The organism is Pseudocitrobacter sp. 2023LY-00077, from assembly GCF_055796175.1.
In genome coordinates, this window is record NZ_JBSPEI010000002.1 from 237,494 (window position 1) to 252,090 (window position 14,597).

A 14,597-nucleotide genomic window follows, 5' to 3' on the forward strand; every position below is an offset into this window, starting at 1 on the left:
GACTTAGCGCAGATCCTTAACCGCCACGTGATCCATGTCATCAAAGACCTGGTTCTCGCCAACCATTCCCCAGATGAAGGTATACGCTTTAGTACCCACACCAGAGTGAATAGACCAGCTCGGCGAAATCACTGCCTGTTCGTTATGCATCACGATGTGACGTGTTTCCTGCGGCTGCCCCATCATATGGAACACGCAGGCGTCCTCATCCATATTGAAGTAGAAGTACACTTCCATACGGCGCTCGTGGGTGTGGCACGGCATGGTATTCCACAGATTTCCCGGCGCGAGTTCAGTCAGCCCCATGCTAAGCTGGCAGGTTTCCAGCACATCAGGCACAAAGTATTTATTGATGGTGCGACGGTTGCTGGTGAGGTTATCGCCCAGCGTGACCGGAGAAACGTCATCCGGCGTGACTTTTTTGGTCGGATAAGTGGTGTGGGCCGGTGCGCAGTTATAGTAGAACTTCGCCGGTTTAGCCGTATCGACGCTGGCGAAGACCACTTCTTTTGCCCCTTTCCCGACATACAGCGCGTCGCGGTGGCCGATTTCATAACATTTACCGTCAACGGTAATGGTGCCTGCGCCGCCGATGTTGATAACGCCCAGCTCACGACGCTCCAGGAAGTAGCTCACGCCCAGTTGTTTGCCCACTTCACCGCCCACGGAAACGGTTTTCGCCACCGGCATAATGCCGCCGACAATGATGCGGTCGATATGGCTGTACACCATGGTGTACTCATCCGCGACAAAGACTTGCTCAACGAGAAATTCGTTGCGCAGGCCCTGCGTATCCAGCGTTTTTGCATGTTCACTATGAATGCTTTGTCTTACGTCCACCGAATGCCTCCAGAAAATCTGTTGTTCTTTATTAAGCGACCTGAAACAGGGTTCCGCTTTGTCAATGAGGTCATCTTATCGCTGATGAAATGGGTTTTCAATTACAATTAAAACGTTGTTTCACTTTTTCTGCTTAATATTACTGAAAATGCAAAAGGGATCACGAATATGCCTCCCCTTATCGCCCGTGAAAAAATAAAGTCTTTCTAATTCAGTAAAATAGAAACATTGAGAATTAACTGAAATGTGAGAAATATCCGTCAGAAAACAAAGTTCATTTATGGAGACATCGTGCTGGACAACGTCCTCTGGATTGAATTTACTGCCTTTTCGTACAAAATGCGCTCACCATCACAAACAATGAAACGACGTTTTGATAAATTATCACTACATTTTTAAAACGACATCCACATCGGCCGGTGAGCGTTACGCCACCATTGCTTGAGAAAAAGGAGTGCAACATGGCTAAAGGTATGCGGGTAAAACTGAACTATGAGGTCAGCCGCGATCCAGACACAGGCGCGGAAGTCACCCGCTTAACCCCACCAGAAGTCACCTGTCATCGTAACTACTTCTATCAGAAGTGCTTTTTCAATGATGGCAGCCATCTGCTGTTCGCGGGTGAGTTCGACGGCCACTGGAACTACTACCTGCTGGATGTCGCCAATGCAGAAGCGGTGCAATTAACGGAAGGTGAAGGCGATAACACTTTCGGCGGTTTTCTCTCGCCGGATGACAAATCGCTCTACTACGTGAAAAACGATCGCACCCTGCTGGAAGTGAACCTGAAAACGTTGGTGGAACGGGAAGTGTATCGCGTGCCGGACGAATGGGTCGGCTACGGTACCTGGGTTTCCAACAGCGACTGTACCAAACTGGTGGGCATTGAGATTGCCAAAAGTGACTGGACGCCGCTCAACAGCTGGCAGCTGTTCCACGACTTCTTCCATAAAGGCCCACACTGCCGCCTGCTGCGCGTTGACCTGCAAACCGGTGAAAGCTCAGTTATTCACGAAGAGAAAAACTGGCTCGGCCACCCCATTTACCGCCCGTTCGATGATAATACCGTCGCGTTCTGCCACGAAGGCCCGCACGATCTGGTCGATGCCCGTATGTGGCTGGTAAACGAAGACGGCAGCAACGTGCGCAAAGTCAAAGAGCATGCGGAAGGCGAAAGCTGCACCCATGAATTCTGGGTACCGAACGGTTCGGCGCTGGTGTATGTCTCTTATCTGAAGGGCAAGCAGGGTCGCACTATTTATCGTTACAACCCGGACACCGGCGTCAACGAAGCGCTGATGCAGATGCCGGCCTGTTCGCATCTGATGAGCAACTTCGACGGTACGCTGCTGGTCGGTGATGGATCTGGTACGCCGGTCGATGTGAAAGACACCAGCGGCTACACCATCGACAACGATCCCTATTTATACGGTTTCGACGTGGCGAAAAAAGCGTACTTCCGCATCGCGCGTCATGACACCTCCTGGGCGACGGTGCAAAACAGCCGCCAGGTCACGCATCCGCACCCTTCTTTCCTGCCACACGATGGCGCGGTGCTGTTCAGCTCCGACAAAGACGGGAAACCGGCGCTTTATATCGCCAAACTCCCGGCGCAGCGTGATTTTATTCAGGCCTGAATGGCTGAATATGAAGTATGAGTGAATGAGTATTTGATGTAGTGTTTCTGTAACTGGCCTTGCCCTCCTTTGTGGAGGGCCTTTTTTTTATCTGCCGTTTATATTAGAAATATGATTACAGGAAAAAAAGAAAACAGAAAAACCCGGCTAACTACGCCGGGTTAATAACGAGGTGGAAGAATTAATTAGAAGGTATACGCCACACCGACACGGAAACGCGTCTGGCGATCGTTACGGTCATTCACACCCACGTTACCCACTTCGCCATACGGCGCCCAGTTTTTATCCCAACGGTAAGCCAGCTTAACGTTATATTCCTGAGAATATGGTTTGTTATTATTACGCGCGGTACCTTCGGTGCTGCGCGCATAAACATAGTTCAGCTCGGTACGCCAGTCGCCGAACACATAACCCGCCCAGGCATCGCCACGGTTGACTTTGTCATCATCTTTACCGGCATTAGAAGGATAGCGCGTGTAATCATAACGATAACGCGCGGCGACATAAAAACCACTGTCGAAGCTGTATTGAACACGCAGGTTCGGTTTGTAAATAGAGCGGCTATCATTACTTTCAATATTGAATCCCGGCGTTACCGAGAAATTCTTATTGGCTTTCCACTGCCAGCTAATCGTCTCTTCGTGACCATTACCAATAAAATCCGCATACGGCTTATCGGTATTATCACCACCCGATTTCCATTTTGCTTCGACAGAGAAACCAAAGCCATTTGCAAATCGATGAGAAACAGAAACGCGGTCAGCGTTAGATTTATCTGTTTTACCACCATCAATGAATTCATGACGTAAATCGACAGTTACCGCTGATGCAGCAAAAGATGCTCCACACAATACAGCCAGGGCCAGAGTTTTTTTAAACATTTGCTATCCCTCAATTGAAATCATGTTTCGTTTTTATGGAATTGCATTTTATTTTTTTAACTTATGTGTTTTAGTGATCAGGATCGTAATTATTTGTTTCAAAAAATACGGCACGAAATGGCGTGATCGGCTTCAATAAAAAAATGTCAAAACACCATAAATATGAGATATAAGTCACATGCAATTCATTTTTCACACATAATCCGCTAAAACACATCTTTTAAATAACCGATAAAAATCAATAAGTTATAAATGCAGTAAAAAATAAAATAACCATGGTTATTTTATTTCATCAAATAATAAGGATTTTATTAATGTGCTTTTTATAGAATTAACGCAACGCAAAACATTACAAACGACGACAAAAGTGTAAGCAAAAAGCTTTTCGTTACGTCATTTGTATTAGCGTTAATAGTGAGGGGGATAAAGAGGGATTAACTCAGGGTAATCTTAACGCTACCGGGGATTTTAGTAGCGTTGTAAGAGATTATGCAGCAGGCAAATCACGTTCCACGGCCAGCGCCACGCCCTGACCGCCGCCAATGCACAGCGTCGCCAGGCCTTTTCGGGCATCGCGTTTCATCATTTCGTGAACCAGAGACACCAGAATACGGCAGCCGGAAGCGCCAATAGGGTGACCCAGGGCGATAGCGCCGCCGTTCACATTCACTTTCTGCTCATCCCACTCCAGCATCTTGCCGACAGAAATCGCCTGCGCGGCAAACGCTTCGTTGGCTTCGATAAGATCAACATCGTTCAGTTGCCAGCCCGCACGCTCCAGGCAACGGCGGGTGGCGTACACCGGAGCAATCCCCATCAGCGCGGGATCGACACCGACGCTCGCAAACGCGCGGATGCGCGCCAGGATCGGTAAATTCAGCTCCAGCGCTTTGCTTTCACTCATCATTAACACCGCCGCAGCGCCATCGTTGATCGACGACGCATTCCCGGCGGTGACGGAACCCAGCTGATCGAATGCGGGAGAAAGCCGCGCCAGGCCTTCCGCACTGGGATCGGTTTGCGGCTGTTCATCGGTTTCGACACGCAACGCTTCACCGTTCGGCTGCGCATTCACTACCGGGACGATTTCAGCACGAAAGCGTCCGGAATCAATCGCCTTGCGCGCCTTATGCTGGGAACTTAGCGCCCAGGCATCTTGTTGTTCACGGCTGATGCCATATTCGCGTGCCAGATTCTCCGCCGTCACGCCCATATGATAATCGTTAAACGCGTCCCACAATCCGTCGTGCACCAGGCTATCAATCAGCTGACTGTTACCCAACTGCGCGCCGGTGCGGCTGTCGGTCAGAACATGCGGCGCGCGGCTCATGTTCTCCTGGCCGCCCGCGATCACCACATCCGCTTCACCGCACTGAATAGCCTGCGTCGCCAGATGCAGCGCTTTCAGACCCGAGCCGCAGACGTCATTGATGGTGATGGCTGAAACGGTATTGGGCAGGCCGCCTTTAATCGCCGACTGCCGGGCAGGGTTTTGCCCGGTGCCCGCCGTCAGCACCTGACCAATAATCACTTCATCAATAACATGCGGCTCAATCCCGCTGCGTTCAACCAGCGCGTTGATCACCAGGCTGCCCAGCTCGACAGCCGAATGGCGGGAGAGCGCCCCCTGGAAGCAGCCGATGGGTGTACGGACTGCACCTACGATAACGACATCTTTCATCTCTACCTCAGCGCAAAATAACCCGGCTATAGTAGATGATTGTTATCAACTTTTATCGTAATTGTTTAAAAAAAGTGAGATTTATCACAAAGGTTTTCCGTCAGGCTGACACCTGTTGCAGATACGCTTTGACCCAGCTTCCGGCCGCGCCCGGCGGCGCGCTTTTGTTCCACAGCAAATCGATAGAGACAGCGATCGGCCAGCCGGGAAGCGTCAGCATCGTTAACGGTGCGGAGCAGGAAAACTCCTCCACCAGCGCACAGGGCAGCACGCACCAGCCGAATCCCTGTGCGGCCATACTCATCAACATCAGATAGTTAGGCGCAGACCACACCGGGCCGCGCGCAGGCGTGGGCCGATTTTCAAGATAGGTATTCAGCCGCAGCTCACGCCAGGTATGCAGTTGATCCCACTCGACGCTGGGCTGCGCGGTTAACGGATGATCGAGGGAAACGTAAATAGCCATATGCGTCTGCATCGGCAGGCGAGTATGGCCAATATCGGTAGGATAACTTTCCCGCGCCTCAATCAGCCCCACCTGCGCGCGGCCTTTTTGCAGCAAATCGATAACATCATCGTCCTCACCCACCAGACATTCGAATTCTGTGTGCGGAAAACGCCGATCGAACTGCACCATCAGCTCCTCCAGCACATCCGGGTGGAGCGTATCGGACAATACAAATGCCAGCCGCGCTTCCGTTTCGCTGCTCAGGGCCACCGCCAGTTCATCCAGCCGCTCGCTGGCGGCCAGAATCGCCTGCACGTAACTCAGCACGCGCTGACCTTCGGCCGTCAGTACCGGCTGGCGTGATGTGCGATCGAACAGCGTCACACCGAGATCGGCCTCAAGATTGGCAATGGCGGTACTGATGGTGGACTGGCTTTTTCGTAAGCGCCGCGCGGCAGCGGAAAACGAACCACTGTCGACGGTTTCAACAAATGCGGTAAGGGCTTCGGGAGAATAGCGCATGATCTATCTACTTTATCGATGGAATCTATCTTTTACTTATCATATTTATCCATAAAATGCCCAGCAATACAGAGAACAAATTGAGGTAATATCACCATGCAAAACGACAACCTTCACCGCAGAAAGCTGCCGGAACGCATTTTCCACGCCGTGTGCTTTGAGGGCATCGCCACGGCGATCCTCGCCCCGACCGCCGCGTACCTGATGCAACGTTCGGTGCTCGAAATGGGTGGGTTAACCATCATCCTCGCCACCACGGCGATGGTGTGGAATATCATTTATAACGCCATTTTTGACCGCCTGTGGCCGGTGACGCGCGTCACCCGTACGGCGAAAATCCGCGCCTTCCACGCGTTGGGATTTGAGTGTGGCTTTATTGTGATTGGGGTGAGCATTGTGTCGGCGGTGCTGGGCGTAACCCTGATGCAGGCACTCACGCTGGAGATTGGTTTCTTCCTGTTCTTCCTGCCATACACCATGCTCTATAACTGGGTGTACGACATGCTGCGCGAGCGCGTAATGAAGCGCCGTGTGCAACGGGCGTTGGATTGTGCGCGCTGATGCCCTCACCCCGGCCCTCTCCCACAGGGAGAGGGTGAGTTACGTATGTGCACAATCTGTCCCCTCTCCCTCTGGGAGAGGGTTAGGGTGAGGGATAAAAACACTCAATAGTATTCATAACCACCACGAATCATAATTATGGTAAATTACGCTCCATTTTGTATGTTCCATGGTTATTAAATTCGCATAATGTCTAAAATTTGGTCAAAAGAAGAGACGCTCTGGAGCTTTGCCCTGTACGGCACGGCTGTAGGCGCCGGTACCCTGTTTCTGCCGATCCAGTTGGGATCAGCAGGGGCCGTGGTACTGTTTGTTACCGCGCTGGTCGCGTGGCCGCTGACGTACTGGCCGCATCGCGCCCTGTGCCAGTTTATCCTCTCCTCCAACACCCCTGCGGGTGTCGGGATAACCGGCGCAGTCACCCACTACTATGGCAAAAAAATTGGCAACCTCATCACCGCGCTCTATTTCCTGGCGTTTTTTGTGGTGATTCTGATTTACGCCGTCGCCATCACTAACTCCATTACCGAACAGATAGCCAAGCATATGCCGGTCGATCTGACGGTACGCGTGCTGGTGAGCCTTGGCGTGGTATTGCTGCTGAACGTGATTTTCCTTGCCGGTCGCCAGGCCACCATCAAAGTGATGGGCTTCCTGGTGTTCCCGCTGATCGCCTACTTCCTGTTTTTGTCGATTTACCTGACAGGCAGCTGGCAGCCCGCGCTACTCACCGGGCAAATGGAAGTGACGCCGCACACGCTGCACCAGGTGTGGTTATCCATCCCCGTGATGGTTTTCGCTTTTAGCCATACGCCAATTATCTCTACCTTCGCCATCGACCGCAGAGAGAAATATGGCGAGCTCGCGATGGGTAAATGCAAAAAAATCATGAAGGTCGCGTATCTGATTATCTGCCTGAGCGTGCTGTTCTTTGTCTTCAGCTGCCTGCTCTCCATTCCGGTGGATTACATCAATACCGCCAAAGATCAGGGCGTGACGATTCTGTCAGCGCTGTCGATGATGCCCAACTCGCCAAACTGGCTGTCCGTATCCGGCATTATTGTGGCGATTGTGGCAATGTCGAAATCGTTCCTCGGCACCTACTTTGGCGTGATTGAAGGCGCGAGCGAGATGGTTAAAGCGTCGCTGAATCAGGTTGGCGTGCGCAAAAGCCGTTCGTTTAACCGCATGCTGTCGATTCTGCTGGTCTCCACGCTGACCTTCATCGTCTGCTGCATCAACCCGAACGCTATTTCGATGATCTACGCGATAAGCGGCCCGCTGATTGCCATGATTCTGTTTATCATGCCGACGCTTTCTACGTACCTCATCCCGTCGCTGAAGCCATACCGTTCTATCGGCAGCCTGATTACGCTGATTGTTGGTCTGCTCTGCGTCTCAGTGATGTTCCTCGGATAACACCGATAACGGGCAGCATGAGCTGCCCGCTTTTCCTTGTCTTTTCGACTTATTTATTCGATTCAGCATAAAACGCTAAGGATACTGGCCGTCCGGGTGTATGGTATGCGCTCCAAAAAACATAGGAAATATTTATGGCTCATACCCCTAAACGTACGAAAACAAGTTCATTCCTGGTCAAGATCCCTTGCCCGAAATGCAGTAAAACCGCCGAGCACAGCGCCTCACGCGTCTACAAAAGTAAAAACCTGATTTGCCCATTCTGCAGCACCCTCTTTATCCCTTCTGAAAGTAAAGTTCAGAGCGAATAATCTCTCTATCGGCTCTCTGTGACGTAATTCATCACGTTCCAGGAGAAAGCCCGTGCCTCCCGCACAGCACGCTCGTGTATCGACCTGATGCACATATCCACGCCCGTTGTGCGGGCGGATTAGCGAATACTTAGCGTAAACGTCTATTTCATTCCCGCTAATTAAGAAACATCCTGGCGTAAAAAATATTAAAAATACGTTATCGAAATGGGCCTCAGCCTGCGCTATTGCTGGCTTGGCATATATTTTCGCTTGCGCTACCACAACCCTGTACAATATTGCAGGCTTATCATCATAACTATTGATTCGCGGACGCGCGTTAATGAAATTAGCATTCAACATCATCGACTGGATCGCCCGAGCGCCTGGACTGGGCGAGGCTGACCAGTGGCTGTCATGGGCGCAATCGCCTTATGCCATTGACCCTGCCAGCCCGCAGGCGAAACTGGTTGAATTGCCGATGATGACCGCGCGCCGCCTGAGTTCGGGTAGCAAGCTGGCCGTAGAATGTGGACTTACCCTGCTGCGTCGCCATGCCATTGATGCCGTGCTGTATACCAGTCGCCACGGCGAGCTGGAGCGTAATTACCGTATCCTTAGCGCGCTGGCGAGCGACGAAGCTATTTCACCGACCGATTTCGCAATGTCAGTGCATAACGCGGCGGTTGGAAATCTCACCATCGCCGCAAAGCAGCCGATTGTCTCTTCATCGCTGAGCGCCGGGCGCGACACGTTCCTGCAAGGCTTATGCGAGGTAATGTGCCTGCTACAGGCGGGCCACCAGCGTATTTTAATGGTCGATTTTGACGGTACGCTGCCAGATTTTTACCGTGCCTCATTACCCGCGCAGATGCCTGCCTGGGCCTTTGCGACAGCGCTGGTGATTGAGGCGGGTGACCAGGTTCAGTGCATCACCGAGCCGGGCGGAACGAAAGAAGAGCCCGCGCTGCCGCAAAGCCTGCAATTTTTACAGAATTACCTGGGCCGCACAGCCCATTTCGCCCTTGAAGGCGAACGGTTACGCTGGAGCTGGAGCCGGACATGATCGCCAGGCGCATCAATCACCTTTGGCGATTACTGATGACCGTACTGTGTTTTGCGCTGTTTGGTCTGGGCGGCCTGCTGCTCTCGCTGTGCTGGTTTAACCTGCTGCTGTTGGTCATACGCGATGACGACAAACGCCGTCGCCTGGCGCGCCGCAGTATTTCGGCCAGCTTCCGCGCTTTTTTGGGGTTCGCCAGCGTGACGGGGGTGCTGCGCTATCGCGTGCAGGGTGCTGATATTTTACGTCAGGCGCGCGGTTGCCTGGTGGTGGCAAATCATCCGACGCTAATTGATTATGTGCTGCTGGCCTCGGTGATGCCGGAAACAGACTGTCTGGTAAAGAGCGCACTGTTGAAGAACCCGTTTGTCAGCGGCGTGATCCGCGCAGCAGATTACCTGGTAAACAGCGAGGCAGAACGACTGCTGGCCGAAAGCCAGGCCCGTTTGCAGCGCGGCGACACGCTGGTCATTTTCCCGGAAGGCACGCGTACTCGCCACGGCGAAACCATGACTCTCCAGCGCGGCGCCGCCAATATTGCGGTGCGCTGCGAACGCGACTTACGCCTGGTGAGCATACGCTGTAGCGAGCACCTGCTGGATAAGCAGCGCCCGTGGTATCACGTCCCGGAGACGACGCCGCAGTTTGAGGTTATCGTTCAGGAACGAATCTGTATTAACGACTTTATTACCGCGAATAAGCAAGAACCGGCGCTGGCCGCGCGTGCGCTAAACCGGCATCTTTTACAGAAATTACAATTATTTTGTTAAAACATCATTGTGCAGGAATTAACGATGCAAGAGCTCTATTCTGAGATTAAACATCTCATCATTAACACATTGAATCTGGACGAACTGAGCGTGGACGACATCGATAGCGATGCGGCCCTGTTCGGCGACGGTTTAGGCCTGGATTCTATTGATGCGCTGGAGCTGGGGCTGGCGGTAAAAAACCAGTATGGCATTGTGCTTTCTGCTGAAAATGAAGCGATGCGTCAGCATTTCTATTCGGTGGCGACGCTCGCTGCCTTTATTCAATCCCAACGCGCCTGAGGAGATGCCATCATGACCGACCAAACTGCTGTCTATCAGGAAGTCACTTCCCTGCTGGTAAAACTGTTCGAAGTCGACCCGGCGGCAATCACCCCCGAGGCGCGTCTGTATGAAGATCTTGAACTCGATAGCATTGATGCTGTGGATATGATCGTCCAGTTGCAGAAAAAGACCGGCAAGAAAATTAAGCCGGAAGAGTTCAAAGCCGTGCGCACCGTGCAGGATGTGGTTGACGCCGTCGAGCGCCTGCTGCGGGAAGCCTGATTTTTCGTGCGTTTACCGCTCCTCAAGATAATCACCGCGTGTGTGCTGCTGGCCTGGCCATTTTTGGTCTGGTTTGGCCTGGCGCATAACGGCCTGCAATGGCTGCTGCCCATGCTGGCGGTCGTTCTGCTGCTTCGCCTGCGTCAGGCGCAGGACAACGCCGGGCCGATGCGCCGGGTAATGCAAAGCGTCGCACTAGCCGGGCTGGCGCTCTGTCTTACCAGCGCGCTGCTGGGAACGCATCAGCTGTTGCTCTACTGGCCTGTGGCGGTCAATAGCATCATGCTCGCCTTGTTTGGCAGTTCACTGTTCAGCGCGATGCCGCTGGTTGAACGGCTGGCGCGCCTGCAATATCCGCAACTCTCTGAGCAAGGTGTGCGCTACACGCGGCGCGTGACGCAAATCTGGTGCGGTTTTTTTATTCTCAACGGCAGTGTGGCCCTGATTACCGCGCAGATTGGCGATATGGCACTGTGGAGCTCGTGGAACGGGATGATCGCCTACCTGCTGATGGGCGCGCTGATGGGCGGTGAATGGCTGGTGCGCCGCCGGGTGATGAAGCGAGAAACCGCATGAACGTGCCTCGCCCGTTATCCCGCTGGCTGAGTGCCGAACGCCCCGACAGCACGCCCATCGCCTGGTCAGGCGAGCGCCTCTGGACGCTGGGCCAACTGCGCAACGACGTGGCCGCGCACTGCGCGTGGCTGCAAACGCAGAAGGGCCAGCGCTGGGCGCTGTGTCTGGAAGAGAGCTATCTGTTTCTTGTTGCCCTGCTGGCGACGCTGCATGCCGGAAAAACGCCGGTGTTGCCGGGCCACGCTCGCCCCGCGCTACTTGAGGAACAACGAGCGCTGTTCGACGGCGTCTTAAGCGATGGACCTCTGCGCTGGGATGGCCCTTTACGCATCATCAATACCCACGCCCGTGGCGATGCACAACCGCTTCCCGCGATACCCGATGATGCGGGACTGGAGCTTTTTACCTCCGGCTCTACCGGGCAGCCCAAACGCATTTACAAAAGCCTGGTGGCGCTGGATGCAGAATCCGCCCTTCTGGCCGCGCGCTTTGCCGGGCGACTGGCCGATTGTCGGGTGGTCGCTTCCGTCTCGCCGCAGCATCTCTACGGCCTGACTTTCCGCATTTTTCTGCCGATGTCATTGGGCCTGCCGCTGCATGCCGACATCCTTGCCTGGCCTGAACAACTGGCCGCGCTCGATGCGCAGCAGCGTTATCTGTTCATCAGTAGCCCGGCGTTTCTGAAGCATCTGGATGCGCGGCTGACGGCCCCTGATGTCGCCATGGTGATAACCGCGGGCGGTATGCTGCACTGGCAGGATGCGCAGCACGCGTTTCGCTGGCTAAACGTCTGGCCCGACGAAATTTACGGCAGTAGTGAAACGGGCGTACTTGCGTGGCGGCAACGCAATGCGGAGGAGATCGCCTGGCAGCCCTTCTCCGGCGTGACGTTCACGGCAGAGAGCAACGAGTGGCGCGTGATGTCGCCGCTGATTGCCGAGCCCGCCGGGCTACTGCTGGAAGACGCGCTACGCTTCACTGCGGATAACCACTTTCATCTGCTTGGGCGGCGCGGTCGGGTGGTAAAAATCGCCGAAAAACGGGTCTCGCTGGCGGAAGTCGAACAGCGCGTGTTATCGCTGGAGGGCGTGCGCGATGCCGCAGCCATACTGCTTACACGCGGCACGCGGCAGAGTGTCGGCGTGCTGTTAGTGCTTACTGATGATGCACGCCAGGCCTGGCAGCGCGCGAGCCACAAACGGGAGCAGGCGTGGCGTCAGGCGCTGCGCCCGTGGCTGGAGCCCGTTGCCCTTCCCCGCTTTTGGCGCGTGGTAGATGTTATTCCAGTGAATACAATGAATAAGCGCATCGATGCGCAATTACAGGAGTACTTTCATGACCATGACGCCCGATGAAATTTCCTGCCAGCACACGGGCGCGGGCGAGGCGGAGATTGTCCTGCACCTGCCCGCCACGCTGTTCTGGTTTCAAGGCCACTTTGCCGTCCAGCCGCTACTGCCGGGTGTCGCACAACTGGATTGGGTCATGCACTATGCCAGCCGTTTACTGACGCCTGACTATCGCTTTCACAGTATTCAAAATGTGAAGTTCCAGGCGCCGCTACTGCCGGAAAACCGCATCACCTTAACGCTGACCTGGCAGGCATCGCGCCAGATACTCGCCTTCTGCTATCAGCGCCACGACGGTAACGCGCGCCACACCACCAGCAGCGGGAAAATCCGTTTATGCCGCTAACCTTCACGCCCTGCGTGGTGATCCCCTGCTACAACCACGGCGCGATGATGGCGCGGGTACTGACGCGTCTTGCGCCGTTTGCCCTGCCTATTATCCTCGTCGACGATGGCAGCGACGACGCTACCCGGCGTGAATTATGCACGCTTGCCGACAATCACCCCAGCGTCACGCTCATTCGCCAGCCGCACAATGCGGGGAAAGGCGCGGCGGTGATCCGCGGGCTGGAAGAGGCGGCGCGCGCGGGTTTCAGCCATGCGGTGCAGGTTGATGCCGACGGGCAGCACGCGATTGAAGATATCCCGGCGCTGCTCGCACTTTCGCAGCAACATCCCGAGGCGCTGATCTCGGGTCAGCCGATTTACGATGACTCCATCCCCCGCTCACGCCTGTATGGCCGCTGGATAACCCACGTCTGGGTGTGGATTGAAACCCTGTCATTGCAGCTTAAAGACAGCATGTGCGGTTTTCGCGTTTATCCGGTTACGCCGACGCTGCAACTTGCACAGCGTGTGCCGCTCGGCAAGCGAATGGATTTCGACACCGAAGTGATGGTGCGTCTCTACTGGCAAGGTCATCGCAGCTATTTTCTGCCAACGCGCGTCACCTACCCGCAGGATGGGCTTTCCCATTTCGATGCGTTGAAAGACAACGTACGCATCTCGTGGATGCACACCCGCCTTTTCTTCGGCATGCTGCCGCGTATTCCGTCGCTGCTGTTTCGACGTCGCAATGTGCACTGGGCAGAGCAAAAAGAGGTAAAGGGATTATGGGGCATGCGCCTGATGCTGCATGTGTGGCAACGGCTGGGGCGTGGCGCATTTTCGCTGCTGCTGAAACCGGTGGTCGCAGTGTACTGGCTGATTGCTGCAACAGAACGGCGCGCCTCGCAGCAGTGGCTCGCACGCGTACATCAACAGCAGCCGAACGCCAGGCCGCTGAGCAGCTATCGCCACTTTCTGCGCTTTGGCGAGGCGATGCTTGATAAAGTCGCCAGCTGGCGCGGGGAGCTGCGTTTTGGCCACGAGGTGGTGTTTGCCCCCGGCGCGGAAGCGGCGCTGGCGATGCATGAACCGCGCGGCAAACTGCTGCTGGCGTCGCATCTTGGCGATGTGGAAGCCTGTCGGGCGCTGGCGCAGCGCGAAGAAGGCCGGGTGATCAACGCGCTGGTGTTCAGTGAAAACGCCCAGCGATTTAAGAAGATCATGCAGGAAATGGCGCCGCAGGCCGGGCTGAACCTGATGCCGGTCACCGACATCGGCCCGGATACCGCCATGCTGCTGAAAGAGAAACTGGATCGCGGCGAATGGGTGGCGATCGTCGGCGATCGCATTGCCGTTAACCGTCAGCGCGGCGGCGACTGGCGCGTTATCTGGAGCCGCTTTATGGGCCAGCCCGCGCCGTTCCCGCAGGGGCCGTTTATTCTCGCCGCGCTGCTGCGCTGCCCGACCTTACTGATTTTCGCACTGAAACAGCAGGGCCAATTACACATTCATTGCGAACCGTTCGCCAACCCGTTGCTGCTGCCGCGCGCAGAGCGCCAGGCGGCGCTTCAGCAGGCAGTAGACCGCTATGCACAGCGGCTGGAGCATTATGCGCTTCTGGCGCCGCTGGACTGGTTTAACTTTTTTGATTTCTGGCGGCTGCCCGACGCGGCCAATAAGGAGTAAA

The 14,597-nt window shown here is 54.7% G+C and carries 17 protein-coding genes; 12 read left to right on the plus strand and 5 right to left on the minus strand.

Annotated features, from left to right (window positions below):
• Positions 1–3 precede the first annotated feature (3 nt).
• Complete coding sequence (kduI, locus tag ACWWFX_RS03520) at positions 4–840, minus strand: 5-dehydro-4-deoxy-D-glucuronate isomerase (RefSeq protein ID WP_108475934.1); 837 nt, start codon at positions 838–840, stop codon at positions 4–6.
• Between the two features lie 461 nt (positions 841–1,301).
• On the opposite strand from kduI, the gene ACWWFX_RS03525 reads away from it, so the two are divergent.
• Entirely contained in the window at positions 1,302–2,477 is a 1,176-nt protein-coding gene (locus ACWWFX_RS03525; RefSeq protein ID WP_015963171.1) for an oligogalacturonate lyase family protein, read from the plus strand.
• 185 nt (positions 2,478–2,662) lie between these two features.
• Here the strand turns inward: ACWWFX_RS03525 and ACWWFX_RS03530 are convergent, their stop codons facing one another.
• From ACWWFX_RS03530 to ACWWFX_RS03540, 3 genes are all read right to left on the minus strand, one after another.
• A complete protein-coding gene (locus ACWWFX_RS03530) occupies positions 2,663–3,358 on the minus strand; it encodes an oligogalacturonate-specific porin KdgM family protein (RefSeq protein ID WP_231826343.1) in 696 nt (231 codons plus the stop codon).
• 487 nt (positions 3,359–3,845) lie between these two features.
• Positions 3,846–5,039 carry an acetyl-CoA C-acetyltransferase gene (locus tag ACWWFX_RS03535; protein ID WP_276224564.1) on the minus strand — a complete coding sequence of 398 codons (1,194 nt, stop codon included), beginning with the start codon at positions 5,037–5,039 and terminating at the stop codon, positions 3,846–3,848.
• A gap of 100 nt (positions 5,040–5,139) precedes the next feature.
• Positions 5,140–6,009 carry a LysR family transcriptional regulator gene (locus ACWWFX_RS03540; RefSeq protein ID WP_276224563.1) on the minus strand — a complete coding sequence of 290 codons (870 nt, stop codon included), beginning with the start codon at positions 6,007–6,009 and terminating at the stop codon, positions 5,140–5,142.
• 96 nt (positions 6,010–6,105) lie between these two features.
• Between ACWWFX_RS03540 and ACWWFX_RS03545 the strand changes: the two genes are divergently transcribed.
• The 3 genes from ACWWFX_RS03545 (at position 6,106) to ACWWFX_RS03555 (ending at position 8,300) form a co-directional block, all read left to right on the plus strand.
• Positions 6,106–6,570 (plus strand): multidrug/biocide efflux PACE transporter, encoded by a 465-nt coding sequence (locus ACWWFX_RS03545; protein WP_473223226.1) that lies wholly within the window; start codon positions 6,106–6,108, stop codon positions 6,568–6,570.
• A 189-nt stretch (positions 6,571–6,759) separates the two neighbouring features.
• Positions 6,760–7,989: an amino acid permease gene (locus tag ACWWFX_RS03550; protein WP_276224561.1), complete on the plus strand. Its 1,230-nt coding sequence runs from the start codon at positions 6,760–6,762 to the stop codon at positions 7,987–7,989.
• A 134-nt stretch (positions 7,990–8,123) separates the two neighbouring features.
• Positions 8,124–8,300 carry a YnfU family zinc-binding protein gene (locus tag ACWWFX_RS03555; protein WP_276224560.1) on the plus strand — a complete coding sequence of 59 codons (177 nt, stop codon included), beginning with the start codon at positions 8,124–8,126 and terminating at the stop codon, positions 8,298–8,300.
• Here ACWWFX_RS03555 and ACWWFX_RS03560 read toward each other — a convergent pair.
• Positions 8,214–8,645, minus strand: a complete 432-nt coding sequence (locus ACWWFX_RS03560; RefSeq protein ID WP_473223306.1) for a hypothetical protein — start codon at positions 8,643–8,645, stop codon at positions 8,214–8,216. The two genes, ACWWFX_RS03555 and ACWWFX_RS03560, sit on opposite strands and share 87 nt — an antisense overlap.
• Here ACWWFX_RS03560 and ACWWFX_RS03565 point away from each other — a divergent pair.
• The 8 genes from ACWWFX_RS03565 to ACWWFX_RS03600 are packed head-to-tail and all read left to right on the plus strand — an operon-like array spanning position 8,623 to position 14,596.
• Positions 8,623–9,345 carry a beta-ketoacyl synthase chain length factor gene (locus ACWWFX_RS03565; protein WP_473223227.1) on the plus strand — a complete coding sequence of 241 codons (723 nt, stop codon included), beginning with the start codon at positions 8,623–8,625 and terminating at the stop codon, positions 9,343–9,345. The genes ACWWFX_RS03560 and ACWWFX_RS03565 overlap by 23 nt on opposite strands.
• Positions 9,342–10,112 carry a lysophospholipid acyltransferase family protein gene (locus ACWWFX_RS03570; RefSeq protein ID WP_276224558.1) on the plus strand — a complete coding sequence of 257 codons (771 nt, stop codon included), beginning with the start codon at positions 9,342–9,344 and terminating at the stop codon, positions 10,110–10,112. The genes ACWWFX_RS03565 and ACWWFX_RS03570 overlap by 4 nt, the downstream gene beginning before the upstream one ends.
• 24 nt (positions 10,113–10,136) lie before the next feature.
• Positions 10,137–10,394: a phosphopantetheine-binding protein gene (locus ACWWFX_RS03575; RefSeq protein ID WP_456146343.1), complete on the plus strand. Its 258-nt coding sequence runs from the start codon at positions 10,137–10,139 to the stop codon at positions 10,392–10,394.
• A gap of 12 nt (positions 10,395–10,406) precedes the next feature.
• Complete coding sequence (locus ACWWFX_RS03580) at positions 10,407–10,658, plus strand: acyl carrier protein (protein ID WP_015963162.1); 252 nt, start codon at positions 10,407–10,409, stop codon at positions 10,656–10,658.
• Between the two features lie 6 nt (positions 10,659–10,664).
• The gene (locus tag ACWWFX_RS03585) at positions 10,665–11,234 is read left to right on the plus strand and encodes a COG4648 family protein (protein WP_473223228.1); all 570 of its coding nucleotides are present in this window, start codon (positions 10,665–10,667) and stop codon (positions 11,232–11,234) included.
• Positions 11,231–12,589 (plus strand): class I adenylate-forming enzyme family protein, encoded by a 1,359-nt coding sequence (locus ACWWFX_RS03590; protein WP_473223301.1) that lies wholly within the window; start codon positions 11,231–11,233, stop codon positions 12,587–12,589. The genes ACWWFX_RS03585 and ACWWFX_RS03590 overlap by 4 nt, the downstream gene beginning before the upstream one ends.
• Entirely contained in the window at positions 12,576–12,929 is a 354-nt protein-coding gene (locus tag ACWWFX_RS03595) for an ApeI family dehydratase (protein WP_473223302.1), read from the plus strand. Before ACWWFX_RS03590 ends, ACWWFX_RS03595 begins: the two co-directional genes overlap by 14 nt.
• The gene (locus ACWWFX_RS03600) at positions 12,920–14,596 is read left to right on the plus strand and encodes a glycosyltransferase family 2 protein (RefSeq protein WP_473223229.1); all 1,677 of its coding nucleotides are present in this window, start codon (positions 12,920–12,922) and stop codon (positions 14,594–14,596) included. The genes ACWWFX_RS03595 and ACWWFX_RS03600 overlap by 10 nt, the downstream gene beginning before the upstream one ends.
• Position 14,597: the final 1 nt, after the last annotated feature.